19 protein-coding genes and 1 pseudogene are annotated in these 26,202 nt (G+C 45.7%); 3 read left to right on the plus strand and 17 right to left on the minus strand.

Annotated features, from left to right (window positions below; all coding sequences use genetic code 11):
• Positions 1-177: 177 nt before the first annotated feature.
• Together KB559_RS16255 and menA are read right to left on the minus strand one after the other, a co-directional pair.
• Entirely contained in the window at positions 178-1,293 is a 1,116-nt protein-coding gene (locus tag KB559_RS16255) for a Gfo/Idh/MocA family protein (protein WP_211022998.1), read from the minus strand.
• A gap of 189 nt (positions 1,294-1,482) precedes the next feature.
• Entirely contained in the window at positions 1,483-2,430 is a 948-nt protein-coding gene (menA, locus tag KB559_RS16260) for a 1,4-dihydroxy-2-naphthoate polyprenyltransferase (protein WP_211022999.1), read from the minus strand.
• Between the two features lie 254 nt (positions 2,431-2,684).
• On the opposite strand from menA, the gene KB559_RS16265 reads away from it, so the two are divergent.
• The 3 genes from KB559_RS16265 to KB559_RS16275 all read left to right on the plus strand — a co-directional run bounded on the left by KB559_RS16265 (position 2,685) and on the right by KB559_RS16275 (position 6,492).
• Complete coding sequence (locus tag KB559_RS16265) at positions 2,685-5,351, plus strand: putative bifunctional diguanylate cyclase/phosphodiesterase (RefSeq protein ID WP_211023000.1); 2,667 nt, start codon at positions 2,685-2,687, stop codon at positions 5,349-5,351.
• Positions 5,352-5,432: 81 nt separating this feature from the next.
• Complete coding sequence (locus KB559_RS16270; RefSeq protein WP_211023001.1) at positions 5,433-5,726, plus strand: FXYD domain-containing ion transport regulator; 294 nt, start codon at positions 5,433-5,435, stop codon at positions 5,724-5,726.
• Positions 5,727-5,823: 97 nt separating this feature from the next.
• Complete coding sequence (locus tag KB559_RS16275) at positions 5,824-6,492, plus strand: DUF559 domain-containing protein (RefSeq protein WP_211023002.1); 669 nt, start codon at positions 5,824-5,826, stop codon at positions 6,490-6,492.
• A gap of 340 nt (positions 6,493-6,832) precedes the next feature.
• Here the strand turns inward: KB559_RS16275 and KB559_RS16280 are convergent, their stop codons facing one another.
• From KB559_RS16280 to KB559_RS16355, 15 genes and pseudogenes are all read right to left on the minus strand, one after another.
• The gene (locus KB559_RS16280; RefSeq protein ID WP_211023003.1) at positions 6,833-8,233 is read right to left on the minus strand and encodes a sensor domain-containing diguanylate cyclase; all 1,401 of its coding nucleotides are present in this window, start codon (positions 8,231-8,233) and stop codon (positions 6,833-6,835) included.
• 125 nt (positions 8,234-8,358) lie between these two features.
• Positions 8,359-8,919: a DUF4956 domain-containing protein gene (locus KB559_RS16285; RefSeq protein ID WP_247681905.1), complete on the minus strand. Its 561-nt coding sequence runs from the start codon at positions 8,917-8,919 to the stop codon at positions 8,359-8,361.
• Between the two features lie 137 nt (positions 8,920-9,056).
• On the minus strand, positions 9,057-9,767 hold the full coding sequence (locus KB559_RS16290) for a polyphosphate polymerase domain-containing protein (RefSeq protein WP_244861348.1): 711 nt from the start codon (positions 9,765-9,767) through the stop codon (positions 9,057-9,059).
• 2 nt (positions 9,768-9,769) lie between these two features.
• Positions 9,770-12,904 carry an exopolysaccharide Pel transporter PelG gene (pelG, locus tag KB559_RS16295; RefSeq protein ID WP_211023005.1) on the minus strand — a complete coding sequence of 1,045 codons (3,135 nt, stop codon included), beginning with the start codon at positions 12,902-12,904 and terminating at the stop codon, positions 9,770-9,772.
• Positions 12,885-14,318 carry a GT4 family glycosyltransferase PelF gene (gene pelF / locus KB559_RS16300; RefSeq protein WP_211023006.1) on the minus strand — a complete coding sequence of 478 codons (1,434 nt, stop codon included), beginning with the start codon at positions 14,316-14,318 and terminating at the stop codon, positions 12,885-12,887. Before pelF ends, pelG begins: the two co-directional genes overlap by 20 nt.
• Before the next feature lie 5 nt (positions 14,319-14,323).
• Positions 14,324-16,159, minus strand: coding sequence for a DUF2194 domain-containing protein (locus KB559_RS16305; RefSeq protein ID WP_211023007.1), 1,836 nt, complete (start codon positions 16,157-16,159; stop codon positions 14,324-14,326).
• Positions 16,143-17,051 (minus strand): tetratricopeptide repeat protein, encoded by a 909-nt coding sequence (locus KB559_RS16310; protein ID WP_211023008.1) that lies wholly within the window; start codon positions 17,049-17,051, stop codon positions 16,143-16,145. The genes KB559_RS16305 and KB559_RS16310 overlap by 17 nt, the downstream gene beginning before the upstream one ends.
• Positions 17,044-19,233 (minus strand): NAD-dependent epimerase/dehydratase family protein, encoded by a 2,190-nt coding sequence (locus KB559_RS16315; protein ID WP_211023009.1) that lies wholly within the window; start codon positions 19,231-19,233, stop codon positions 17,044-17,046. Before KB559_RS16315 ends, KB559_RS16310 begins: the two co-directional genes overlap by 8 nt.
• Positions 19,234-19,459: 226 nt before the next feature.
• The gene (locus KB559_RS16320) at positions 19,460-21,496 is read right to left on the minus strand and encodes a DUF1565 domain-containing protein (RefSeq protein WP_211023010.1); all 2,037 of its coding nucleotides are present in this window, start codon (positions 21,494-21,496) and stop codon (positions 19,460-19,462) included.
• A gap of 579 nt (positions 21,497-22,075) precedes the next feature.
• A pseudogene (locus KB559_RS16330) lies at positions 22,076-22,261 on the minus strand (solute carrier family 23 protein); the annotation flags it as partial.
• 387 nt (positions 22,262-22,648) lie between these two features.
• Positions 22,649-22,966 (minus strand): RHS repeat-associated core domain-containing protein, encoded by a 318-nt coding sequence (locus KB559_RS16335; RefSeq protein ID WP_348772933.1) that lies wholly within the window; start codon positions 22,964-22,966, stop codon positions 22,649-22,651.
• Positions 22,967-23,143: 177 nt separating this feature from the next.
• Positions 23,144-23,800 carry a P-loop NTPase family protein gene (locus KB559_RS16340; RefSeq protein WP_211023013.1) on the minus strand — a complete coding sequence of 219 codons (657 nt, stop codon included), beginning with the start codon at positions 23,798-23,800 and terminating at the stop codon, positions 23,144-23,146.
• Positions 23,801-23,862: 62 nt separating this feature from the next.
• Positions 23,863-24,054, minus strand: coding sequence for a hypothetical protein (locus KB559_RS16345; RefSeq protein ID WP_211023014.1), 192 nt, complete (start codon positions 24,052-24,054; stop codon positions 23,863-23,865).
• A 291-nt stretch (positions 24,055-24,345) separates the two neighbouring features.
• The gene (locus KB559_RS16350) at positions 24,346-24,876 is read right to left on the minus strand and encodes a hypothetical protein (protein WP_211023015.1); all 531 of its coding nucleotides are present in this window, start codon (positions 24,874-24,876) and stop codon (positions 24,346-24,348) included.
• Between the two features lie 60 nt (positions 24,877-24,936).
• On the minus strand, positions 24,937-26,052 hold the full coding sequence (locus KB559_RS16355) for an RHS repeat-associated core domain-containing protein (protein ID WP_211023016.1): 1,116 nt from the start codon (positions 26,050-26,052) through the stop codon (positions 24,937-24,939).
• Positions 26,053-26,202: the final 150 nt, after the last annotated feature.

Consider the following 26,202-nt stretch of genomic DNA (forward strand, 5'->3'; position numbering starts at 1 on the left):
ATTGAAGGGGAGCAGTATATGTCTTCTACTGAATCGTGTCCACTCTTTGAAAGACATTTTCGTCAGTTTTGTTCGCCTCGAGAGGACATTGGGTTGTTCCTAGGTTCGGTTACGTATTAAGACTTGGTTTGGATCTGGTTCGGAGCTAGTTAAGACTTGATTCATATTAGTTCTGTCTTAACCGCGATCCGCCTTTATCGCCCACGGTTGCCGGACAGAGGTAACTGTCTTTCCGGTATTAATCGCTTCGGCCATAAGCAGGCTCAAATATTGATCCTGTGAGGCTTCCGCCAAGCTGTAGAAGGATGGTCCGCCTTCGATATATTCGCCCATGTTTCGCAGGCTGGTGGCGATGGCGATTTCCTCGTCGCTTAGACGGGCCAAGGGGAAGGGATTCCGGTACATCCATTCGGCCCCGGCAAGGATTCCTTCATGGAAATAACCTTCGAGGTTGCCGTCCTGACCGGCGTCGATCCTCCGGAGCTCCATCGTCACCGGCGTCCGGAAATCTCGAAGGTAGCGGACCTCCCGCCCTTCGAGCTCGCCGCGGTGCCCCCGGACGAGTACCCTATTCCGCCGGATCCAGGAGAAGTACTGGTCGTAGGTGAAATCAAACAGGGCACTGCGCCCGCCGAAGCTGAGCAAGGCCAAGTCCTGTTTGGAGTCGGCCAGTGTTTCTCGCTCCGGCAAGCCACGGCGGCTCGGCCCTTGCGTCAGCGGCGTCACGATTTGCCGGCCGCTGATTTCGGCGTCCTCGAAGCCGACTCCGAGCAGGTGCCGGATCAGGCTGATCCCGTGGTATCCATGGCCCGCCGATACCTGGACGTGGGATATTCCGCCCAGCAGCCCGGAGCGGACTACCGCCAGCCTTGCGGCATGCATCGGCTGGTAGATAAACTGTTCGGCCACCTGTACAAGATTGGTGCTGCCGACTTTATCGTGCAGCCGGAGCAATTCATCCAGGCTTCCCCCAGGCGGCGTCTCCGTGAGCACCGGAATCCCCCTGCCGGCCAGCTTTGCTATGTACTCCGCCGCTACGCTTCGGGATAAGGTCAATACAGCAAATGAAAAGTCTCGCCGGCCCAAAAACCCGTCCAGATCGGAGGTTGTTTTAATACCCCAGCGGCTTTCCATCTCCCGCGCTTTGGCTTCGTCGCGCATCCAGATTTCGCTGACCGCGAATTCCTCGGGAAGCGCCTGCGCAATCCGCAAATAAAATTCGGCCCGCCAGCCTCCGCCCATGATACCGAAGGTGATTTTCCGTTTTCTGTCACCCTGCTGTTCCTCGCCCATGTTCTCCATCTCCTTTACTTTTTTTCCATCCGAATAACCTCAAGCAAAGCTATCTTTTCATTTTACTACAAAAAACCGGAAGACCGCACGAACAGCGGTCTCCCGGTATTAGCTTCGATATGGACCCGCCCCAAGTCATCCGCATCTTCTCGCAGATTTCAAACCAAGGTCGGTCTTGCTGTAAGTAAGTTACATCGTGATCAGAACCGCAAGTCCCAATACCGCGATGCGCGCCAGGTTAGTTAGAACAAAGTTTTGCACCGATAACGCAAAGGTAAATTGTTTGGTCGGCATCTCCGAGAATTTGCGAATATTTTTACGGACAGGGATCAACGTCAACAACGCAAGCACTAGTAGGAATGGAGATACGCCTAAGAATAACAAGACCAAGATATCAGCGTAAGCCGCATAGTACAGAATCCGGAACAGCCGCAAAGCATGATTGCGTCCGATGTAGACCGGCAGCGTGTAGCGTTTATTCTCAATGTCCTCCTCCAGATCGCAAATGTTGTTCGCCAGCATGATATTTGCAATCCCCAGAATCGCAGGAATAGAGACGAGGAAAATCAGTATCACCTCCACAAGCTGAACCTGCAGCAGAACGGTCCCATTTTCAAGAGTCAGAGAAGCCAACTTCTCCTCCACATGGATATAAGCCGAGATAAACATAATGACAAATCCCATGAACAGCCCGGAAAAAATTTCGCCCAGCGGCATGCGGGAGATCGGGATCGGCCCGAACGAATACAAAATTCCGACCGCAAAGGACAATCCGCCAAGCAGGAGAATCAGCAGTCCTGTTTCCAAAAACAAAGCGATCCCCGCCCCAATGGCTATGCTCAGCAAAATAACAATAATGGCAACCACCGCACCGGGATTCATATTATACTTGACGATCGCGTTGTGGACCTCATATCCATACCCGTGCTTTTTGGAAGCTTTTCTAAAATCGTAATAGTTGTTGATCGCGGTTGTAGCCATATCAAAGCTTAGCAGTGAAAGCAGCATCAGAACGAAGTGTCCGACCTGGAATTCTTGAAAACGAAACAAGGCGTAGACCGTTCCCAACAAAAAGGGGATCATGCTGGCCGCTTTTGTCTGAATCTCCACCAGTTTGAAAAATTTTCGTATCGCCATCTCCATCATCCTTTTACTTATCTTAAAAAGATGATATCTAATTTTTGAAATATCTTCTGTTTTAAAAGTCCTTGACAATCCCAATCGGAAGTGTTTTCCATTTGAATTGTCAGAAAATAAAGGATATTCCGGGTTTGTGTAGAAAGAAGTTAGGTACTAAGCACTGCATCGTAACACTTTGTACCTCTTATCTCCTACTCACCTGAATCTAACCATTACTCTCACCACTTTTCGCTATAGGGGGATCGTCAGGTATGACGCTAAAGAGATTATCGTCTCTACTTCTGCCGGCTTTATTTCTGGCAGGACTAGCGCTCGCTCTGTTTTGTGAGTCTCACGAGTTGCACCTTATCTTCGGATTATCGCTGACTTTTACGAATATGGTACTATTACTGCTCACCCGGTATTATGGAACCATTTACGGATTCTCCGCTGCGACCGCCGTTTATGCCGTATCCATATTTGTTTGGGACAAGCCGTATTCCCAAGCTATATTCCTTCTGGAATTGATCGTACTCGGCTTGCTGATGCGCTGGTCCAAGCGGGACCGGATAGTTCTGGCGGACGGCCTGTTTTGGCTGTTGATCGGTGCCCCTGCCATGCTGTGCGTTTATTATCTTACCTATCAAACCATCTCTATAGAAATTGGTCTGATGGTCATTATATTGGCGGCCAACGGATTGTTCAATGTTCTGTTCGCGGATATTTTGTGGAGGTACCTGCCTAATCGACGGCTAAAAAAGGGCTTAGCCTTTCAACAAAGACCGCTTTATTTCAGCACGGTTCTTTTCCATATTATGATCGTTTCGATCGCCCTGCCCTTTCTGTTCTACATCGTCAATAATAGCTGGAATACGTATGCCTCGTTGTCCAACTATTCGCTTCAGCTTGCCTCAAACACCGGGAGACACATCTACGAGGAAATACGAAACTTTGAAGCGAATACTATGCAGCTAACATCCCCGGACACGCCGGAAGCCCGAAATTTGCAAACTCTTGCCCAGCGGTACGCGTCCGAAGACCAATATCGGATCATCATTACCAGCCTATCCGGGGAAGTGCTCGCGGATAGCGGAAACAACGACAATGCCGCGGCTTTGGCCCGTTTTGAACCCGCCGATTCGGACTATAAAATTCAAGATAACTTTTACTTGCACGTTCCTGAGAAAAAGGTCCGGATTCTGCCTGATCAGGAATGGCATGAAGCCGACTATATTTACAATACGGATCTGGGCCCGCTGCCCTTGCACCTGACGGTTCTGGTGCCTATGCGGCATTATCAAGAGCAAGTCTACGGGCAGTACACAGGCCAATTTGCGTTCCTGATTCTCTTCTTTATTAGCGCAGCTATTGTTGGCCAAATCATAAACCGCCAGCTGTTACGGGGTTTGACTGGACTGACGGCACTGACCACGAATCTGCCGGGAAAACTATTCACCGCCCACAAGACGGAATGGCCAAAAAGCCGGATTTATGAGATTCGGTCGCTGATCCGCAATTTCCGGGGAATGTCGAACAAGCTTGTCCATATGGTCCAGGATTCCGAGCATAACAATCTGCTGTTAAAAGAACAAACCAACCGTCTGCAGCAATCGGAAAAGAAGCTGCACAGCCTCGCCTACTATGACGAGCTGACCGGCCTGCCTAACCGGTTGCACTTTTTGGAGTACACCAAATCGCTGGATCTTGACAACTCTGACCGCACTTTGCCTTTTGCCGTGATGTTTGCCGACTTGAACCGCTTCAAGCAGGTCAATGACACGCTGGGCCATACCGTGGGAGACAGACTCCTGAATAAGGTCGCCGGCCGCTTTTCCGGCATCGTTTCCGAACAATGCAAAGTATTCCGGCTAAGCGGGGACGAGTTCCTGTTCGTCCTGCATTATGAGAATATTTCGGATGTTCAGCGGACCGCCCAAGTCATTTGTGACTGTCTGGATGAGCCATTTGATATTAACGGAAGAAGCTTATATATGTCCGTAAGCGTCGGGATCAGCGTATTTCCGTTCGACGGCGACGAAATGGATCAGATTATGCGCAACGCGGATATTGCTATGTATGTTGCAAAGGAACAGGGCGATGGATTCTACCATTTTTATGACAGCCTGATCGAAAATCAGCGCGCGGAAAATATGCAGCTCGAGAACGATTTGAAAAGTGCGCTGCACGGCGGGCAATTCACGCTGTATTATCAGCCTAAGATCGATGCGGGAAGCGGCGAAGTAATCGGCGCCGAGGCGCTGATCCGCTGGATGCACCCGGACTTTGGCGTCGTTTCGCCGGCGAAATTCATTCCTCTGGCGGAAAACTCGGGAACCATCCTCGACATCGACGAATGGGTGCTTCGCGAAGCCTGCCGGCAAAATAAATCGTGGCAATCCCAAGGACTCGCCAAGTTTCCGGTAGCGGTAAATATATCGGCGAGACATTTTTATCAAAGCAATCTTATTCCGATGATTACCCGCATCCTTAATGAAACGGGCCTGGCGCCGGAATGCCTTGTCCTGGAGATTACCGAGGGTACGCTGATCCATAATGTCGAGTACGGTGTACAGGTCATGGAAGACCTGCGCAAGATGGGCATTCATATCTCGATGGACGATTTCGGTACCGGCTATTCCTCGCTCAGTCAATTGGACCGTCTGCCGATCAACGAAATGAAGCTGGACCGTTCCTTCATTCAAGGCCTGGTGGAGGATTCGAAGAAGTCATCCATCGTCCGTGCGGTCATCGAGCTCGGCCATCATATGGATTTGCGGGTCGTGGCCGAAGGGATCGAGTCGCCGGATGAACTTAGATACTTGACCGAGCTGGAGTGCGACCAATTCCAGGGCTATTATTTCAGCAAGCCGCTGCCTAGTCAGGAATTCTCCTCGTTCGTTCGGCAATGGGACGGATCTGCTTTGATCCAGATCCCATGAATACTGAATTGCGGGGCTATCTCTCATAAGATACAATGCTTACAACAGACTCCATCCTAAATAAAGCGAGGTATCTGCATAATGGGCTCATTCCAAAGAGAAGATCTTATCGGCTCATTGATCTTTTTCCTTATCCTGGTGATCCTTGCCTGGATCAATCTGCGCAAATTAAGAACAGGAGATTATGATTATAAAGCGCTCCGCAAGCGGGGACTGATGTGGACGGAGATCGCTGTAGTCCTGTTCCTCATGCAGTTTATTTTACGCAAAGGGGACAACCGGTTTCTGCTGGTGCTGGGAATGTTCGTGCTGTTCGCCGCCAGTCAGTGGCTCGGCGCGATTTATTATGACCGCAAGAATAATGGGGAGCGATAGAATAATCCAATATAATAATCCAAAATGGCGAAGAACGCCCCGATTCATTCCATAAGAGTGAAGATGGGGCGTTTTATCTTTTTAGGAGGGATATCGTATGAGTTTTGAGACCGCACATGCAGCTTATGTTAAGCATCATTTACAAAGTCGGACCGGAGAACGTAAAGGCCGCTTGGAGCGAGGTCACCGTGAAGCTGAAAAACTATTTTGCAGCAACGTCTGGTGGCCACTACGGGGAGACTTTTCCGGATTGCATCCGGAATACGAAGTACTGGATTGGCGTGGATTTTCCTATTTCTGCGATTTTGTATTTCTCACCGAGCATATAAAGCTAGTCATTGAAATCAAGGGTTTCGGGGCGCATGTTCGAGATATGGACAGGCAAAAGTATTGTTATGAATTGAATAGGGAAACATTTCTGACGGCTTTGGGGTTTCATGTTATCTCTTTTGCCTACGACGACGTCGCTCATCGGCCTGACCTATGTATTACTTTACTAAGAATGGTGCTAAGTCGTTTTCACCCAGAAACTTCCCCCGTCAGTATCAGAACTGTAGCGGAACGAGAAACCCTACGGTTGGCCTGTCTTCTTGCGCGTCCTGTTCGTCCTATCGATGTGGAAACCCATTTAAGTGTGAACCATCGAACAGCAGTGCGAATTCTGCATTCTCTATGTTTGGAAGGGCTGCTCTCTCCTGTAACCGGAGCAGAAGGAAAATATGTCGTCAGATACGAGCTACAGCCCCATGCCTTGTCGAGATTATAAACCGGATTATGGAGTAGAATTGGAGGATAAATACTGCAATTATACATCCTTCGATCCGATTAACCCTTATATCGTAGAGCATTTCTGCAAAAATACATCATTTTTACCAAAAAGGCTCTTTTTACAGCGGTTGTGCTTGGAAATCCTGTACAAATGCAGAAATCCTTCTCTTACGACCCGATCCGGGGAATAATAGCTGCACTATCGCATCATTTTCTCATCTGCATAGCGTGGCTTAGCGCGAACTAGAATAATGCATATGATCTAGCACGACCTAACCCAAAAAGACCCAGTTTCAGCTCAACTTGCTGAGCTAAAACTGGGTCAATTGACTTTAAACTCAAGGATATGAACTCATACTGGAAAGAGCCGAATGTATAAAATACCGGTTGCGACCTTCCCGTTTCGCTTCATACATCGCCTCGTCGGCTTCCCGGATGAGCTGGTCCAAATCACATGGACCGCCCTCATATACGCAAATCCCTATACTTGGCGTAGCGATGAGTGAATAGCCTTGATAATTGAAAGGAATGGAAAGACTTGAAATGATCCGCTCTGCTACCTTGGAGGCATGCGTCGAATCGCTGTGGGTTAGCAGCAGTAAGAACTCGTCTCCACCAAGCCTGCAGACCATATCGGTATCCCGAATATGTCCGGTCAATCTTTCGGCAATTCCCCTCAAAAGTAAATCACCAGCACTATGGCCAAAAGCATCATTTACCTCTTTGAAGTTGTCCAGATCGATAAACATAATCGTTAGAGGATTCATACCTTCATTTATGTATTGTTCAAACCGCATATTGAACATGGCCCGGTTGGGCAAGGCGGTCAGTTCATCATGGTAGGCCAGGTATTCTACCTGTTCCTCCAGCCTCTTCCGCTCTGTTATGTCTATTATAACTCCCGCTAATCGCTCAAGATGCCCGGTACTGTTAAAAAAGGGGTTCCCCCGGATCTGCGTCCACCGGTACTCTCCATCGCTGCGGACAATCCGACATTCTACCGTAATGCTTTTCTTGTCCAAAACCATTTCTTTTTGGGCCTTCATAATCCGCGATTTGTCCTCAGGCAATACAATATCTGTCAACATCCGATAGTCGCCCTCAAAAGCTTCCGCAGGCATTCCGGTAATATGAATGATACCTTCGGACAGCTGCATGACGCCTCCGCTCAAATGATATGACCAGGTGGCGATTTCAACATTCTCCAAAATGTTGCGGAGTTGACTGCCGCTCTGTTCTGCCTTCAGCCAGAGAGATTTGATGAATTTGGTGAAATAGAGACAGAATGCGGTTGCAAACAATCCAAAAACGACGACATAGGCAATATCGCTGCGGTCAACTCCCGCAAACATTTCATCGTGCAGCACATTGAACATATAAATAGCGGTTGCAAGGTACAAAGCACCAGCGAGTAAGACAGCCCGATAATCAAGATATATTAAAGCAAACAAAGGAATCAGGCCTAGAAAAATGAAGTTGACCAAATAAGGATAGTTTAAAGTAAGCGCCAGCAAAAACACATATAACGAAGTAATCATCAAAAACATCGTCAGTTCCGAGAAACGTTTGCTTGCCACTAGCAGCAGCAAAACAATACCCAGCCCCAGGCCGACGGGGGGATATAGGACATAGATGCTCTGGTCCACAACCAGATTTACCACTAGAGAAATTGCATAGAAGCCCCACAGCAGCTTCAGTATCAATACATTTCGCCGGTGAATTTCTTGTTCCCTGTTCATAATCTAATTCACGTCTCCAAAAATAGTAATAAAGAACTAGATTTTCTTACTTCCATATTACACCTTTGGGAATTATAAGGGTACTGTTTTGTGAAAAATTATGATTTTCAGCAGTTTTATCTGCCTTATTGAGCGTAATCACCGGAATAATTGATCAAAGAAGCATCCTGAACTCCATTAATATCGGAAATCGAATGAAGGAACGCCGTATTGTCGTCCCTAAGTCGCAGTTCAACCGTAAGTTCGGTAAATTCCCTTCTTACCGTTTTTGACTTTAGGCGATACGGTAACTTGCGCAGTTGCTCCCTAACCTCATTCGCAGCCTCTTCTGTGTGGCGGATGATCAGCAGGAAAGGCTGCTCTCTGATTTTGCGGCGAGATAGCCATAACAAGGTCATTCCAATTAGTAACGAACCGAATAAGGCAATCGGATACAACTTCGCCCCCGATGCAATTCCTGCCGCAAGAGCCCAAAACATATATACGATATCCAGAGGGTCTTTTACAGCGTTCCGGAATCTCACGATGCTCAAGGCCCCTACCATTCCGAGCGAAAGCACGATATTCGTACTGATCGTCATGATGACCAATGCTGTAATCATCGTCATTAGAACAAAGGATACATTGTAGTTGTAACTATACACAACTCCTCGAAATGCCTTTTTATAAACCCAAAAAATAAACATCCCGATAATAAAAGCACATAGAAGTCCTAAAAAAACGTCAATATAAGATATATTACGAAAAGCCTCCAGATTTAGAACGCTCTTTTTGATAATGTTATCAAAATTCAGGTTATCTCCCACTTTGTTTCCCCCTGTAATTATTCTTTAAAGTGCCGATACCGGGCTTCCCGACAAATGACATACTTTGAAATAGAAGAACGGACATGTTTTTCCGTCTCAATGATTTGACGGACATGAACGGGCAAAAATGAGTCGTACTTCACTTCCATAATGGTCAGCGGGCCCATAATCGCTTCTCTTAACACCATGGCGTCGTCAAACAAGTCTACGGTATTAACACCTGCCGAAAGCATTTTATCGAAGGTAATTCTTACATTACCCAGATCGTATACATAAGCTTCCCTAATATAATCGACGATTACAACGGGGCGAAACGCTCGATGCACCAACGCTGTCCGAAATTGCTGTACCAACGCTTCTTCCCTCTTTGAGAGAATTTCTGCGTCTCCGTTCATGATAGACTCGTATTCCCTGTGTGTTAGCCGGGCTGCATCCTTACATACATAATCACCGTACTTACTTTTCCGCTCCAAAGAAATATGGTCCTTACTTCCGTTATATATGCGGATCCTGTACTTCTCTCGCGCAAAAACTCCATTGTTCTTATCGTGCAACGAATGGTCATGAACCCCGTCGAAATACAGGCTGCGTATGCCGTAGCCCTCCCGGCCGGGCGAATGGCTGTCCATCCGAAGCAACGCCGCGGCCTTTTGGCTGAGAGAAAGGTATTCGTGTGTGTTCAAATAATATTTGAATTCATGACGCAGCTTTCTTCCTTGAAATTGCACAGTTATTCCACCTCAAATTCCCTTATTCCATAATAGGGCTGTTCCTCAGTATCGAAATATTTGTCGAAGGCGATCTGCGAATGCCCCTGAGTATCACGCACGATTACCTTCCAGTAATAGATTCCTTTCGGCAGCCCGTCCAGCGTGACAGTATTATTAGAAAGGTCCTTTTTAGTAGTGACAACCTGAGTAAATTCAGGGTCTTTAGCTACGGATAAGTCATATAGAAGGTCATCCCCTTGGAAGTCATAAGACAACCCCCAACTATACGTCTGTTTACCGTCGGCTTCGGTCTTCACATCGTCCAAATAAAATGGCTTAGGCTTCTCCAAATCTTCTAGAAACAGCTTTTTCCCCATCTCCGGAACCTGGGCGATATACTCCATCTCCTCCGATAATCGGCTCGTCATTTGCGGCAGAAACTTAATATCAGGTGCGCTTTCCAAATAAGGTTTGACCGTACCTTCATAAAGCTTCATTTGGGCGGTCACCGTATCCTTATTAATGTATTTGGACACTTCTTCGATCTTATCCTTGAGCTGCTGAATATGAGCCTCACTTCGGAAATAACGATTGTGAAGTACGCTTCCCCAATAGTTACTGAGCCCGTTCTGGTAATCACTGATACTCTTCTCCATTCGCTGGACACCCCAAGCCCCGTCATAATCCCACGGGAGAAAGTACCATTTGTCCGAATTTAAAGGAGAATACAGATAGAAGTTATTCGCGTCCGTATCCATATTGTCCGTCAATATATTTACGGCCAGCCAGGTCAGGTAATTATCCAAATCAAAATGCTCTTCAATGACTTTATCAATAGGTATCGACATATCGTTGACATCGTTCAGCATAGCAATAAGCTTGTCATGGTCCTCATATCCTTTAATCTCGAGAATCGACTCAAAAGCTGCCTTGTCATACCCTGGGTCCGATAGTTCTTTGATTTGATCCGGATAACGAAAAAATTCGAAGAAAGCTACTTTATAAAGCTGACCGTAAGGGTCAAGCCAATGCGATTTTAAAAACATTTCATTCGGTTGTTCGATTTGAGTATAGAGTCCGTAATTTTCGTAGCCGCCAGGATTAGCCCCTTCGGATAAGTCCTTCACATACAGATGGACGAATTGAGTTCTCAAACTGGTGATATCCGGAACCTTCTCCAAGAGGTCGAACGTCAGTTTATTGCGAATTCTTGAGAAGTCAAAGGCATGTTTGTTCAAATTAATCGTCCGCTGGTTCAACCAGGTTCCCGCTTCTTCATTCAGGCGAATCTTATAAGACTTCTGCGAAGCATACCGAGCCGTATTACCACGCAGACTAATTTTGCCGTTGAACTCGCTGATTCCGTAACCGAACATCCCCTGCTGCGGTCCGCTGCCGTCGACGGCCCCCTCCTGAACAATGACCTTCATATTATCCTGACTGTAATGATCGGTAATCCGATTCAATGCATACCAATTGAGCCCGGTCTTCGCTTTCTCCTGGTTCTGCGGCAGAACCGTTACATACAACGCTTTTATCGAAGAATCTTCATCCCGTTCATAAACCCGCTTATCTTCTTGAAGACGACTGATATCCTGCTCCATCTTCTCCGATCCGACGACGGAGGCTGCTACCGCTTCGCCCGAGACAGTGCCGGAATCAATTGATGATGTTGCTGTACAAGCGCTCAGCAAAACAGCGAGTAGCGAGACCGAAACAATAATAGAGAGCGACTTTCCGGGAATTTTGCGGAATGTCTGGTTCTTTGGCCGCATAGTGTGCATGGGCTGCATACAGAAGGTAAAGTAATCAATATTGCCAAGCACTTGCATCAGCCTGTAGATCGCCGCAGCTAACCCTAAAAAGGAGGCGATAAACATCCCTAATCCGTCACTGTCTGTTTTATAAGTCGCATAAGAAATGGCCACGTTCAGAACGACGAACAATAGGCTAATCCAAAGAACTCCTTTGCGATCATCAAAGTACATTAACAAATGCAATAGGACGAACATGATGATGAATAGGAAATAACCAAGGGCCAGAATCGTAAAGATATCGATCTGCTCCATCGTAAATCCCGTTCCCGGCAGGAATTTCATTCCCAGAGCAAGCGAGATTATCGTAAACAACAACTGCACTTCGGTCAGAAAGCTGATTTCCAGCATCAAGGTTCTCTGCATCTCCTTCTTGGCCCTGCTCATCTCCTGATAAGTTCCGCCATGAATTACCTGATTGTAATACGTTCTGAATTTCTCATAAAAGCGGGTCTCCACAGAGACCACGAAGGTGACCAAGGTGGGAATGACCGAAACAAAAGCATAAAATACCGGCAAGTCATAAAACGGCGACGTCCAAAATTGATCTCTAACCAGCGTCCCCTTAGAGCTAAACCAGTACACAAAGCAGTGAACATAGATCCCGGCATACATAAATGTGCCGATAAAGAACAAGGACGGATACTTCCTAAAATACGAGAAGAAAGCAAAATAAAGCCGCTCCTGTCTCGCTGGAAATACCTGTTCAAAATGAAAGGATGACAACAGTGCGATTAGCACGAATCCAACATCAATGGCGACCAATGCCGCCGTTGCCGGGTTTATTTCCGTATAACTTAGCAGAATCCAGCCTGCGACTACCGAGACTAACACTCCAACAGCGAAGGTTCGCACTATTCTTACGTAATCCTTGAGAGCCGACAAATAAACCGACTGAAACCAGATCACTACCAGAATCATAAAAAATAAATACGCGGCTAATTTATAACCCGGAGTCGCCGCTACGCCCCGAAGAAAGAGCCAGGCCGTTAATCCGCTGAAAGGAAGACACACGGCTAAGGCCCCATAATAAGACGATAGGATCCGGTCATATTTCTTTTGGAAGATCATATCCGCGATATACCGGGTCAATACCATAGATAAACCGCTCGTAATAATAATCGAGAATATGAAGGCGTATTGCACCGTGGCAATGTACAATTCCCAATCCAAGTAGCTCGCCTCATTGAAGGTCATCAACCGTTGCAGCACTACAATCAGAAACATGCTTAGGATCATGGGCCCGACAGTAGTCAAGGCTGAGAATGCATAGGCCTTTACGTTGTTGAGAAGTCCTTGTTCACGAAACAACTTTCTTAATTCAAACCCGATGCCGGCCATAACGCACCTCCTTCAAAGAAGCGTATAAATTTCGGTAATTTTCAATAAAGTCGCGGTGCTGATAATGAAGCGTCACTCTTTGCAATGCGTTTCTCCCCATCTCTTCCCGAAGTTCCCGGCTCCTGCAAAGTTCGATAACCCGCTGGGCCATAAATTCATAATGCATGACGGGTACTATGAAGCCGGCAGGCCCGATGCCGTCATCAACTCCATAGAGAAGTTCCTTGCAACTACCCACGTTAGTGGATACGAACGGCTTGCCGCTGGCCATGCCCTCCAATACAGCCAAAGGCTGTCCTTCGCTAATACTGGAAAGCAGGAGAATATCCATATGCCCCAGATAATCCTTCACTTTGACTTCACCTGTAAACTCGATATCCTTAACCTGAAGGGATTCCACCATTTGAAGACACTCTTGGAAGTAGGTGTCGTCCTCTTCTGTTGGACCCATGATAGTCAATGTGGCATTCGGCACCTCGCGTTTAATCAAAGCAAAGCTTTGGATCATCGTTTTGATGTCTTTGATCGGAACAACGCGGACAACAGCGCCGATTCTTATCGTTTGTTCATCCGAATTTTGATTATTGGTATAGCCGCTATCTATGTGGACTCCATTCGGAATGATGGCGATCTTCGAACCGTCGCAGCCAAGTTCCATTTCAATTTCCTTATTGCGGTTAAACAAGGTAACCACTTGGTCCGCCGCTTCATAAATACTGCTCGACAAGGTATAGAAATACTTGATCCATAAATCTTTAAAATATCCCTTTACCCAATCCGCCTTAATGATTTCCTCTTCCCGTTCCCGTGAATAAATGCCGTGCTCCGTCAAAATAAGCGGTTTTCCATACAGATGCTTGGCTAGCGTTCCAATAACACCTGCATAACCGGTCGAGACGCTATGATAGATATCCGCCTCGGGAACTTCGTTTCGAATCGTAAGAAAAAGCGGGAGGATCATCGAACGAATCGTCCAAAACATTTCGGTAAACGGCACCAGTTCATACTCCGTCCGGCAAATCTCCTCAACCATATCGAAATAGTTCTTACTGGACAAAAAATCAGCCGTATGGTGAAATTGGCGGGAGCGAATCAAATCAAAAAATCCCCCCCAATCCACTGTCGCCCTGCCGCTGATTAGCGAACTCAAAATCTCTTCTTCCTGCTTGCTAATCCGGAATCGGCTTCCCCATTCGCCCGTTTCATCCAGATAGGCATCCAGAAACACTTCCTTCACCTCGATGATATTGGCCGGAAGCTGATATTTGAATTTTCCCCGATTTTTGCTCTGTGCCCCAATCGAATAAATAATGAATTCATGTTCCGACAACTGCGACGTCAAACTATGAATCCAGCTGGACACCCCTCCGGTGATATAGGGATACGATCCCTCGGCTATTATACAAATTCTCATAATGTTCAATCGCCCAATCCTATTTCAAATTTGTCCTCGGTCACTGTCACTAGAAATACCTGATCGTCGATTTTTGTTACAGTACAATTCTGAAGCCGGCCTATACGGCGCTCAGTCCGCAAAATGAAGAAATTATCCTGCTCAAGGTGGGATACTTCTCCCTTAATGCTGTTTGCGCCCTTCTCCCAACTCACTGTGGAGCCCAGTACATCCTCCATATCCAAGGCAGCTTCTGTGGAAGTCATGGCCCGGAGCCACGGATAAGTCGTCCGGAGTCGCTCCAATTTCAATGTAAATCCCTTATACAATTCCTCCCACGATAAACTTTGGCCTCTCATTTCATCGAGGATATCGTCAGGGTGAATAAAGTGTGAGTAGAACCCGAGAGAGGTAATCGCGTTTGCCTCCGCCCACTGTTCGAATGGAGAATCCATATAACCCGAAGAAATTCTCGGCATTTCAATAATTCCGTCCGGAGCGACCTCGAATTCTTGAACGTAAGACACCTTGTTAATATCTTCTTCGTACAAAGAAGAAATGACCGTTAAATTGGGCCAAGCCTGCTTCAAGGCTTCGCGTCCTACCGAATCCAGCATATTGGAAGGAGGAATATAGGACATGATCTGGTAATTAGGAAAAGCGCGATGCGCAAATTCCAGCACCTCGGCTACGGCTTGCTCCATCTTCTCTTGGGACTTCCAGACCTTATACTCGTAATAATCCGCAATTCGCAGATCCGTCTGAAGTGATTGGTGGTTATAGCCGTGAATTCCGATTTCACCGCCGCTCTTAATGACCTCTCGCCCGTACGAAATCAAGTTGTAACGATCTTCATCCGCAGGATATTGAAAAGGCCCTTCCACATCGTTCTGATATGATTGAATAATTCCCGCCGTATACTTTAACCCGGCTCTCTTGGCAGCCTTCAGCATGTCAGGCCACCAGATCTCCCTATAAAATTGCTTGATATCCTTGTGATAGACGTCATAGATGGAAGGCACGCTCCCTTCCGGGATGGGAGAAGGAAAATCGTCGATATAGATCAGCTTAGAATTAAAAACCGGGTAAATATAATCCGGTTCCAGCATGCTGATCGCCCCTGAGAATAACCCACGGTTCACCTTCTCCTGCAGCATCGTCCCGTTCATAACCAGGAATGCACCGTCGCCGTATTCCGTTCTCCAGATCAGCGGATTGCCGTCCATCGCCGACGCCAGTAATTCTGATCTCCCGTCGATTTCAACCACGTTAGAGATGTTTACGAAATAGGGATCATTCGACTTATAGCCCTTTTCTCCGATTAATATATTGGAATTCAGCTCAATCCCTTTAGCAGGATAAGTCCCCCCCACCGAAACGATGCCTAATTTCCGATATAATTGATAAAAGGCAGAGTCTGTCTCCAACTGGCTTGTAAACAGCACATAACCACCCTGTTGCACATAATCAGAAACAGCCAATATGTTTCCGATCGGATCCAGTTGTTGATTCGTTATGATAGCAGCCGCACAGCCCTCTAGACGGATCGCTGAGCCTGAGGATGTGTCCGTAACCGCTGTGTTCTTCTTCATGTACTGCAGCATCCGGCTCGTGTTATTCTTGACACTTACACTGTATTCATCCTCGGAATCATAGAAGATGCAGTAATCCGGACCCGAGAACTCCAGCGCCTGAATCTCCTCTGCAGTCGCCACGCGGAGTTGCCGTTCCTCCGCCATACTACCATTGCGGCTGAATTGCAGAACATACTGGGAACGGGCAATTTGCAGCGCCAATGCCAACACGATAACGGCAGCCAAGATGACGTAAACGTTTCGTTTTAAATTAAATCCGTCTTTCACTGTAGGCGCCTCCTGACCAATACCTCACCAGCGTTAAAGCCCGATTGGAAAGTGTAAGCGGCGATTTCTTCAGTAACTCCAGAACGGTTTGTACATTATCATAGGATCGCATATGATAGTAAATCTTTACCAAGCCAAGATACGCCTCCTCGCTTTGCGGGAATCTCTCCAGGTACAACTGCGCGGTACGCTCGGCTTCCCGCAAGAGCCCAAGCTCCAGCTCCGACTCCATTTTCCCTTGATAAGCCGATTCCATCCCCGGATCAATTCCGATCAATTCATCCAGGACTTGAATATAGGAGACTCTATAGTTTCTCAGCGTCTTCTCATCCAGAAACCCGCTATTCATATATTGATCCAGCACTTCTCCGTATGCCTGCAGCACTGCTGGATCCTGTTTATTCGATTCATATTGGACGGAGAGCTCCTGCATGGAAAGAGTCAGCTTTCTTTTGATTTCCATTACGGCGCTCACAGCATAATGAGAAGTCTCGGTATCTTCATTACTGATTGCCTTTTTAAGAATATCCATGTACTTAAAGGCGTCCTGTTTCAGCACTTGAATCATAACTCTGCGCCGGTCTGCATGCTCATTAACCAATAGCGCCTCCTCAATAGAGACCACGTTCAGTTCCTCCGCGGAATTAAACTCCATTTGGATCGCCGATAACTGCTGCCCCTTCCCGTCATGCTCGAACAATTCCTCCATTTGCTCCGGGCTCGCCGGCCGCAACCATGATTTAGGCCAAAATAACGGAAACAACCACCCGATCAGAGGGAAAGCGGCGACAAGCACCCATCTCAGAACCCAGTTACGCGGCGTTTGACGATAGCGTACCCATAACAAGATACCCGAGATGAGTATGTATACAATAAGCACCCACTCAACCATAGGTAACTTCCTCTTCAAGTATTTTCAAGAATATATTCCGTTCCGCGAAACGTTCCAAAATCCGTGCAACGTCCTCAGGTCCCGTATTCGATAACAGAATCATCAGCTCATTCGCCGCTCCGAGTCCGATATAATCCGTTTCCCTCAGCAGGCCTTTAAGCTTATTTGAAAAGTCTCTGAGTGAATCAACGTGACCGCTTTGGATTAGAAGTGAATAATTGATGTTAAGCTTCTCTTTGGCCATTCTCTTATTCCTCAGAATCGACTGAAACACTTCATTCGTCAGGATCGAAGAGTCTTCCACATAACGCAAACTTTCAGTCGCCTCCACATAAGAGAATGCTCTCGATAGAGAGGAGGATACCAGTTCAACCGTAATCTTGAACAAGTTTTGATAATACAGAGAAAAGTTCTCGAACGGAATATCGTCCAATGCAATGATGGCTACCGTCTCGCCGCGTCTTTGAACCGGAGCGACCATTAGTGGAACGCCAGGTTTGAGTTCCCGGTTGACATAAATCTGGTCGCCGAGAAACACTCGACCGACATAATCATGTTCCTCCACTTTCAGCGATTTTGCCGTTTCCTCACCGATATTCATTGAATGCGCCACCAGCCTCAAGTAGTCGCGATTCGAATTTGCGATGTAGATGGACACGGCCCGTGTATTCATAATAGATTCGATCACATTGACCGTAGAAACAAAGATTTCATCCGGTTCCAAGCTGTCCAATTCTTTGGTAATCGAGTGAATTTTACCGAAGCTGTCCCCGCTATTCATAATTCGCTGTTGCAGCTCGTTCTTAACTTCCCGGACCTCCCGGTACACGCCGTTAAGAAATTCATATTTCTCGCCAAGCTCTTTAATTTCGATATCTTGGGAGGCAATCTTACCGTTTTTGCGTTCAACCGCATAACCGACCACAAGGCCGATGCATAAATAAATGGCAATTTGAAAGAAAAAGTCCGTATCGTACAGCATGGAGACGAGTTCATGTCCATTAAGCAGCCGCTGATAGGTCAACAAACAAACGGACAACGCAACAGCCATAATCGACTGACGATTGCCATACAAAATTCCGATGATGGTTATGTAGAACATCTTGATGTCAATGAATGAATAGGCCATATCCCACTGACTTAAAGTGAGCCAAGATATCAAAATGAAAGCGAGTAAATTCTCAAGATAGGGTTTGAATACTTGGATAAAATAGCGAGTACGTGATGTGGGGGTTGGTGCTTGGTGTGTAGTTTCAAGGGATGCGGAGTGTTGCTGTTTAAACCATTCGTACGTTTTGGTTAAACCTTGCCTGAGCCCGTACATTGGCGTCCAGTCAAGGTCCTTCTTGATATTCTCGTTACTGAGCACGGACCGATGAATATCCCCGCTTCTGGCACCCTGATAAATAAGGTCCGGCTCCGTGCCGTGCAATTCTTCAAACAATCTGATCAGACTGTTTACAGAAGTCTCTGTTTGGGTAGATAGGTTATATACACCCATAAGCTGCGAATACGACGCCCTATAAATAGCATCGGCTATATCTTCTACATAGATAAAATCCCGGGTTTGCTCTCCATCGCCGTGGATATGTATGTTTTGTCCTGCAATGATCCGGTCTGCAAAAATCGAAATTACTCCACCTTCTCCAATGCTGTTCTGGCGCGGGCCATATACATTGGAAAACCGGAAACACAGCGTTTCAAGGCCGTACAGATCTCTCCACTTCTGACAATAAGTTTCGCCCACCCATTTGCTCATTCCGTAAGGCGAAATAGGGCTGCATGGTGCTGATTCCGGCAGAGGGACATCCTCGCTTGTTCCATAAACCGCGGCTGAGGAGGCAAATATAAACTTCTTGGCGCTATATTTACTTGCCAGACTGAGCATGTTTATCAGACCTAAGACATTCGATTTGGCATCCTGCCTGGGATTCTCAACAGAGGTAGCCACATTTACCTGTGCGGCCAGATGAACGACGGCATCAAATCGATTTGAAGAGAAGATTTCCTCGCATTTTTGATCCTCGACGGATAACTGATACCCCCGGTGCTTGAAGTTAACATTGTTCAGTTTACCGGAGGACAGGTCATCGATAATAAAGACCTCGTAACCCTCTTTATGAAACCTTTCCGCAACATGGGATCCGATAAAGCCATATCCGCCTGTTACTAAAACTTTCATTCTACCACCTCTTCTTACTGAGATCGTCAACTGAAATCTTCAATTTTGTAATATTTGTCACTGTCTTTGAATCCATATAATATCATAGATGTTAAATATGCACTACCAATTTTTAACTACAAAAACCCGACTCCAGACGGATTTCAGAAAAAAGACATATCCTGATCCGTCCAAAACCGGGCCAATTTATTCAGGTCCATTCAACTATTTTGAGGGAAGATCAAAGTTATTTGAGAATCTCCTGAACCGCGGTCATATCTCCGCTCTTGGGCAGCTTATATTTATCAGAGTCGTTCCATACGTAGCCTATTTTTACAATACTGTTTTGCGTGAGTTTTCCAAGGTCACTCCAGGGCAAGTAAACTTCCAACAGATCATCCGAGAGAAAATAATTCGGCGAATCTGAATAGCTCTTCAAAAATTCCCACTTCCAAACCGTGCCGTTCGATCCGTTATACCGGTACAATCTGCCGTTCTCAAGCAGATAATCCGCTCCGCTCGATTTCCAATAAGGCGCTTTAAATCCCGTATTTATATTATTATCCGTATTGATGAACAACTGGCTCTTGGTGGTTAAATCGCTCCCTTGAACAAGAATATACAAAGAGGAGGCATCCTTTGCCGCCTTCATCGACGAAGTTTTACCTGATCCAGTAGAATGTACAGCGATCTTGCTCCAGTCCTCGGCATCGCCGTCAATCGTAATTAACGGGGCGGGAGTGACAACATTCGACCCAGAGAACTCTACAGCTCCGATATCGATGGCTGTTCCTCGAATTCTGACGGATCCCGTCAGATCATATTCTCCCGGATTCAACGCCGACCCTTTATCGATGGCAGGCGAGCCCTTTTTCAACTGAATATCATGGGCCGCTTTATTCGCAAACAGCGGATTTCCGAACAAGGATCGGGTATCATTTCCCGTACCTTGTTTGAAAGAAGCCAGCGAGCTATAGCTCTTTCCGACCCATCTCCACTGGCTGCCCGCCGTTCCTGTCGAGTTATAGTACAAGTTATAATCAAATTGATTATTCGATCCGCTGCTATTCAGTTTATTAACCGACAGCTTTCTCGAATTACTAAAAATAATGTTGTTCTTGAACTGATTGTCGGTATTGTTCCATTGCAGGGTGATATCCCCATATCCTTGTCCCAAACTGTCATTCTCCACGAAAGTGTTGTTCACAATTACATTCTGCGACGCTCCGCCGTTGCTCGAGCTTGAGCCTCCCATAATCAGTCCGGCGCCGTAGTTGTCGTGAATATAATTATTTCTAACAACGATGCCGCTAGTCGTTTTCCCTCGCTTTTCACTGGCAAGTTCAATCCCAAAATCACTATTATAAATCTCGTTTCTCTCGATGATCACCTTAGTCGCACCATCGGCGTATATTCCACCTGCAGCGTGAATCCCGGTTCCATAAGCTTTATTCCCGGAGGAATCGATGCGGTAAACTATATTCCCGGAAACTACCCCATTTCGGGTCTGATCCACGCATGAACCAGAGCAAGCCCTATAAAATCCGGCTAGTTCAATGCCAATATTGTTATTCTCATAAACCCGGTTATTCGTTACCGAGAACCCATCGATATTGCCGCTTAGTGTCAGTGACTCGCTCTTTCCAGTTATCAAATGATGGACCTGATTTCCGCTGATCACCAATCCTGTAATTGCATTGGATGTATTCCCAAGTACGTGGATACCGTGCCCGTTTCCATCTTTGGAGGTATTCTCAATATGGTGAACATTATTATTCAGTATTTCAATCTGGCTGCTTCCGTCCTTTACCCGAATACCGGCCGGATCTGCTGAGGAGCTGGACGTGGATAAGTTTCGAATTTCAAAGCCGGCGATTGTAACAAAATTAACATTAGAAAGCTGCACCAAGGCCTGACTTCGCGATAACGAGAGCCCTGTCCCGTCGATAATCGGGGTTTCCTTTTCATAATTTCGAAACGTAATCCGGCCGGATTCCGCCGACCCTGAGACCTTAATGTTAACGAATTCGTTGTACACCCCACCCCGGACATACACGGTATCACCCGGTCTGACAGAATCCGACGCTTTCTGGATAGTTCGCCAGGGTGCCGACAAAGTTCCCGGATTGTTGTCATTTCCCGACGTAGCCACATAGTAGACGGTTCCCACTGCGTCAGCAAATACACTGTTGGATTCGCTTATATATAATGAAGCAGGATGATTGGCAAATAGAAGTAAGGCGAGGCACAATGCTCCGGAAATCCACCTTTTTAAAGTTCCCATCTCTCACACCTCTCTTCTTTGTTTCCTAGAAAATACCATCCTCATTTAGAGTTGTCCATAGGCAATGACTTGCCTCAATTAAATTCGGGTTTATTACCGAATGCGACTGTGTAAGTTCAAACGTAGGTTGTTAAGCTATATCTCATGAAAAATCCCCTTTCTCTCAGCAAGAAAGGGGATTCCTATACTTATGCCTTATATTCTTTCATATTCCTGCTCAATATATACTTGCTTAAGGCACGTATTGCTGGACGATGCTTGTTACCTGCCCGTTCTCTATCGTCAAATGATACGGAAACTCTCTTACATCGAGAACCCCGGTGTTCTGGAATAGGCTGAACAGCTTCTCCAAGCTTATTTGTTCATTCCACGAAATATCGACATCCTCAGGATTTCCTGTATGATCATAGATTTGCATAAGGACCTGGGCATTCGCAGCGACCGGATAGCGTTCCAGTCGGTCGTCCTCATTTACGATATAATAGCCGTCAGGCGGACCGTCGATGCCGGCATCCGGTTCCATTTTGGCGAACACGTCCTCGGCTTCCTTCCCGGAGTACCATTCTATAGGATCAACCGTGAGCACACCGCCGTCCGGCCGCCGGCAGCAACGCAGGTAGTCGATTCGATGAACGCGGTCGTCGGGCTCGTGCCGAACATGGAGCCGACCGTCGTTGCCGTTGCATCCGCCAGCAAAGCCGATTTGGCGCGCGGGAACTCCCCGTTCTACATGGTGCCGGTTTGTTCCGCCATGCCGATCAGAGTGTAATGCCCCCAAAGTCAAGAGACGATATTTCGAGGAATAAGTTAATCTTCCTCGTTTTGTAATCTATCAATTTAGGATGCGATTTGTCAGTTGAATGGGCATAGAATTGATCTGGCTTGGCGCCGCCAAGAGATTTATGAGGCCGTTCCTGATTGCAAAATTGGATATAACGCCAAAGTCTTTTGGATAATGACCCTGTGTTCCAGGTATCCGTCTATACCTCCCATCTTCCTTAAATAAATCCTGCCCCGGATACTTCTGTTCAGCACCTTGAAAATTCTGCCCTCTACCAAATTGGTCATTTTAATACTCGATGATGTATTTTTTCTGACCATTAAAATCATATTCATATACTCTTCTATCATTCGCCGAGTTTTTATAGTCTTTTACTTGCCCCTGCTTCGTAGGAGTTGCTGAATCAGGTTTAGCCTGATTAAAGGCTTGTTTTTTCTAGTAGTTTCACCCGTCCCCTCAATCTTACACTTAAACAACCCCAACGGATCCACATAACCCACCGGATCTCCGTTGACATAAACGAACCGGTTCAAGGTTTGCCCGTCGGTCAGGTCGCCGAGGATGACGTCGCGGTTCAGGAACCGTTTCAGTTGCGAGTCGTAGTACCTTGCCCGCATGTAGTACAGACCGTTAGGGTCGGTCATGACTCCGTCTCGGCCGTTGTATTGGAACGGTTGGTGAAGTGCTATCTAATCATAATAAATCTGTCATTAGGCATAAGGAGACCCAAAAGAAAAAGAGCCTTAATGGCATGAAACCAATCAAGGCTTATAGTGATTATCTTCTTCTAAACTACTTAATAATATAAGGCAACAGTGGCAACAGTTTTTCTTCACTAATTTCTCTTATACTTATTCCAAACTACTTTATGAAGACCTACTTTTCAAGAAATGTTCTACGACTTCTTTTGCTCGTTGAGAAGGTAAATGTCTAGAATTGTGAAGATATACGACTTCATCCACAAAAAAGTCTAAACTTTCTGCCATTTGAGTAGGGAGAATAATAATCGCTCCAGAACTTTTCAGCACCTCAATACAAATATGAATGCTACTATTCAGTATTAGGTCGTTAATCCACCCGGTACTCATCCAAGGGAAACAAAATATTTGTTTACCATAGGCATAACCAATTGCTACGGAAGCTCTCCATCTTTCCCAACTAAGCTCCTCTAATTTTAGGTTTAAACGATCTTGAGACAAATTGAAAATTTTAATAATCTCCTCAATACTGTGGGTGGCACCATTAGGATTCTGCTTAATTGCTTCCTGTAATTGATTAATAACACTATTACTTTTTAAGAAAAGCCTACGATTGGGTATTCCTTCTCCTACGTACCAGCCAATTTTCCGTAGTTCAGCTAACGTTATTATATTCCCATCAATCTTAATTTCCCCAGTAATAAACTGTTCTCTGCCTATTAAATTGTAAGATAGCCCCCAACCACCCTCTCCACACTGACCGATAATCCCATAAGATCTACCCTTTTTAAAAACATGATTGAAGTCCTTGATGTTATCGATCATTTGACCATAATTCTCCATCTCAGGATGATACAAGGCGTTTTCAATATTAACCTCAATTCGATTTACTCCCAGAACTCCCACCATCCTTTCTTAAATCCAACCTCTTTAACATCAAAAATATCAATTGGAACCCTCTGGGTATCTATAGTTTGTACAGTTATATTCTTTATTTTTGGGTTTACTATACCTACATCAGGTTCAAATGAAGCATTTGTGATGTTATAAGTATAGCGTGAGTTTCCTGATCTTACCAAGCGACTCCGGGCATCATATTCTACGAGGCAATGGATTCTCCGTTGCTCGCATATCTCCATTTTGTACTCCTCACTAAAAAAGAAACCTCAATAGGCAAAAGCCAATCAAGGTTATACGACCATTTATTATTCATACAACTTCCCGACACTTCCAACCATTAGAATCACTTCTCGTCCGCAAGCTTGTATAGCTAATACTAAAACATTTATGCATTTGTTTTTTATTAAAGTAGCCCGCAGGTTACAGCTGTCGGGGGAATAATACTGATATACAGAGTTAATGAAACATCATCATTTAAATATTTTTTTTAGCACTTTAAATATTAAATTATTACTTTTGTCTTTATAACGATAGAATTCTTTACCAGGCGGCAACTTTGTATTCAGTATATGAATATTTTGTTTTTTGAAGTTATCATATTTTTCACTATAGATAGACATAATATCCTCAATGAATACGTTGCTATCCTTAATTGAATAATAGTCCTTTAATGCTGGATAACTTAAGTGTATAGGACTAACTTCGTTATTTAAACTCCTTGCAAAAGAAACCATTGTATCCAATCCTTGTGGATACCATGATAAGCATCCTTGCAGTGTTATTGCTAATACAGAATTATTTTCACTAATCAATTCAATAATTATTGAATCATCGAATAGGTATTTGTCTATACCGATTTTTCTAGCTCCCTTTCCTTTTATATAAAATTCAACATCGTTAATTATTAGGTTTGTATTTCCAACAAATCCCCTACCACCAGCTTGCTTTTCTTGTTTTACTCCCTCAAAAACTAAATTTATAAAATAACTCTCTACACCCATTTACCCTCTTCCTTTTACACAATTATTAATTACTAGCAATTAGAAATTATCTTGTTATTGTCAATAATTAATTTTTTTTAATTTGACTGGAACATTTTTTAGTCCCAATCTTTTAGCTGCTTCCCATCTATGGTGACCATTTTGAATTTCATAAGTTCCATCTAATAATTTTTTCACTACGATAGGCCCATCAGTTACATCAATCTTTCCGTTTTCTGCAATATATTTCATATGTTTTGATATGGCTCTGTCTGAAGGACCAATGTGAGGCATAGAAAATTCGTCTAACGGATTTGCTACTAGTTTATCTGTAGATAATTTTTTTGTTGTCAACCGTTCCCATAAACTAGGCTTTGCATATTCACGTGGAGGATTACCCACAACATCGCACTTAAACAACCCCAACGGATCCACATAACCCACCGGATCTCCGTTGACATAAGCAAACCGGTTCAAGGTTTGGCCGTCGGTCAGGTCGCCGAGGATGACGTCGCGGTTCAGGAACCGTTTCAGTTGCGGGTCGTAGTACCTCGCCCTCATGTAGTACAGGCCGTTAGGATCGGTCATGACTCCATCTCGGCCGTTGTATTGGAACGGTTGGTGAGTGCTGCCTTCATGCTGCTCTAGTTCGCCATAGATTCCGTAGGTGTAACGGTCCGTTACGCTTCCTTGTTCATCGGTCAACAGCGTGGTGCTGCCGCGGATATCGCTGTGGTAACACACGTAGTTGCCGTTAGCATCCTCCCGGCCGATGAGGCCCAGGCCGTAGACATAGAAGGCTGTAGGCGTTCCTGCCTCGTCCAGTTCCATGAGTACCCGGCTTAGTTCTCCCAGATCGTCCACGACGTACTGCGTGGTCTTTCCCCTCCAGCTCATGGAGGTTCTCGTCCCCAGCATGTTATAAGTATAGCGTGCTTTCCCTGATCTTACCAAACGATTCCGGGCATCATATTCGTACGAAGCCATGGATTCCCCGTTGCTCTTGTACAGCAGGTTCCCATCGGCATCCATCTCTACCGGGTAGTCTTCAAGAGCGAGCAAGCGATTGTCGGGAGCATACTGGAAGGTTGTGCCCCGACTGTTCATGGAATCCTGGATGTGCGTCAGGTTGCCGCCCAAATCATACTCATAACTTACTATTCGTCCCTGGGAAGCGCCCGAGCTTAGACGCCGCATGTAATGGAGCGGCGTCAATTAAGTCAAATGCATTTCATGTGCGAAGAACCGAAATGATGGAATCTTCTTACAGGTATCACATGGGTTATATGTGCTATTGGTAGAATAATAAGTTCACTCGGTACTGGTTCAACCCCCACCAACAAAGAA

The sequence above is a fragment of the Paenibacillus sp. Marseille-P2973 genome, assembly GCF_018101095.1.
Classification (GTDB): Bacteria; Bacillota; Bacilli; order Paenibacillales; family Paenibacillaceae; genus Fontibacillus; species Fontibacillus vini.

Bases quoted from the DNA above. Each gene is read 5' to 3' on its own strand.
- KB559_RS16255 (WP_211022998.1), bottom strand. From the start codon at position 1,293: ATGGGCGAGGAACAGCAGGGTGACAGAAAACGGAAAATCACCTTCGGT.
- menA (WP_211022999.1), bottom strand. From the start codon at position 2,430: ATGGCGATACGAAAATTTTTCAAACTGGTGGAGATTCAGACAAAAGCG.
- KB559_RS16265 (WP_211023000.1), top strand. From the start codon at position 2,685: ATGACGCTAAAGAGATTATCGTCTCTACTTCTGCCGGCTTTATTTCTG.
- KB559_RS16270 (WP_211023001.1), top strand. From the start codon at position 5,433: ATGGGCTCATTCCAAAGAGAAGATCTTATCGGCTCATTGATCTTTTTC.
- KB559_RS16275 (WP_211023002.1), top strand. From the start codon at position 5,824: ATGAGTTTTGAGACCGCACATGCAGCTTATGTTAAGCATCATTTACAA.
- KB559_RS16280 (WP_211023003.1), bottom strand. From the start codon at position 8,233: ATGAACAGGGAACAAGAAATTCACCGGCGAAATGTATTGATACTGAAG.
- KB559_RS16285 (WP_247681905.1), bottom strand. From the start codon at position 8,919: ATGTTTATTTTTTGGGTTTATAAAAAGGCATTTCGAGGAGTTGTGTAT.
- pelG (WP_211023005.1), bottom strand. From the start codon at position 12,904: ATGGCCGGCATCGGGTTTGAATTAAGAAAGTTGTTTCGTGAACAAGGA.
- pelF (WP_211023006.1), bottom strand. From the start codon at position 14,318: ATGAGAATTTGTATAATAGCCGAGGGATCGTATCCCTATATCACCGGA.
- KB559_RS16310 (WP_211023008.1), bottom strand. From the start codon at position 17,051: ATGGTTGAGTGGGTGCTTATTGTATACATACTCATCTCGGGTATCTTG.
- KB559_RS16315 (WP_211023009.1), bottom strand. From the start codon at position 19,233: ATGAAAGTTTTAGTAACAGGCGGATATGGCTTTATCGGATCCCATGTT.
- KB559_RS16320 (WP_211023010.1), bottom strand. From the start codon at position 21,496: ATGGGAACTTTAAAAAGGTGGATTTCCGGAGCATTGTGCCTCGCCTTA.
- KB559_RS16340 (WP_211023013.1), bottom strand. From the start codon at position 23,800: ATGATCGATAACATCAAGGACTTCAATCATGTTTTTAAAAAGGGTAGA.
- KB559_RS16350 (WP_211023015.1), bottom strand. From the start codon at position 24,876: ATGGGTGTAGAGAGTTATTTTATAAATTTAGTTTTTGAGGGAGTAAAA.
- KB559_RS16355 (WP_211023016.1), bottom strand. From the start codon at position 26,052: ATGCGGCGTCTAAGCTCGGGCGCTTCCCAGGGACGAATAGTAAGTTAT.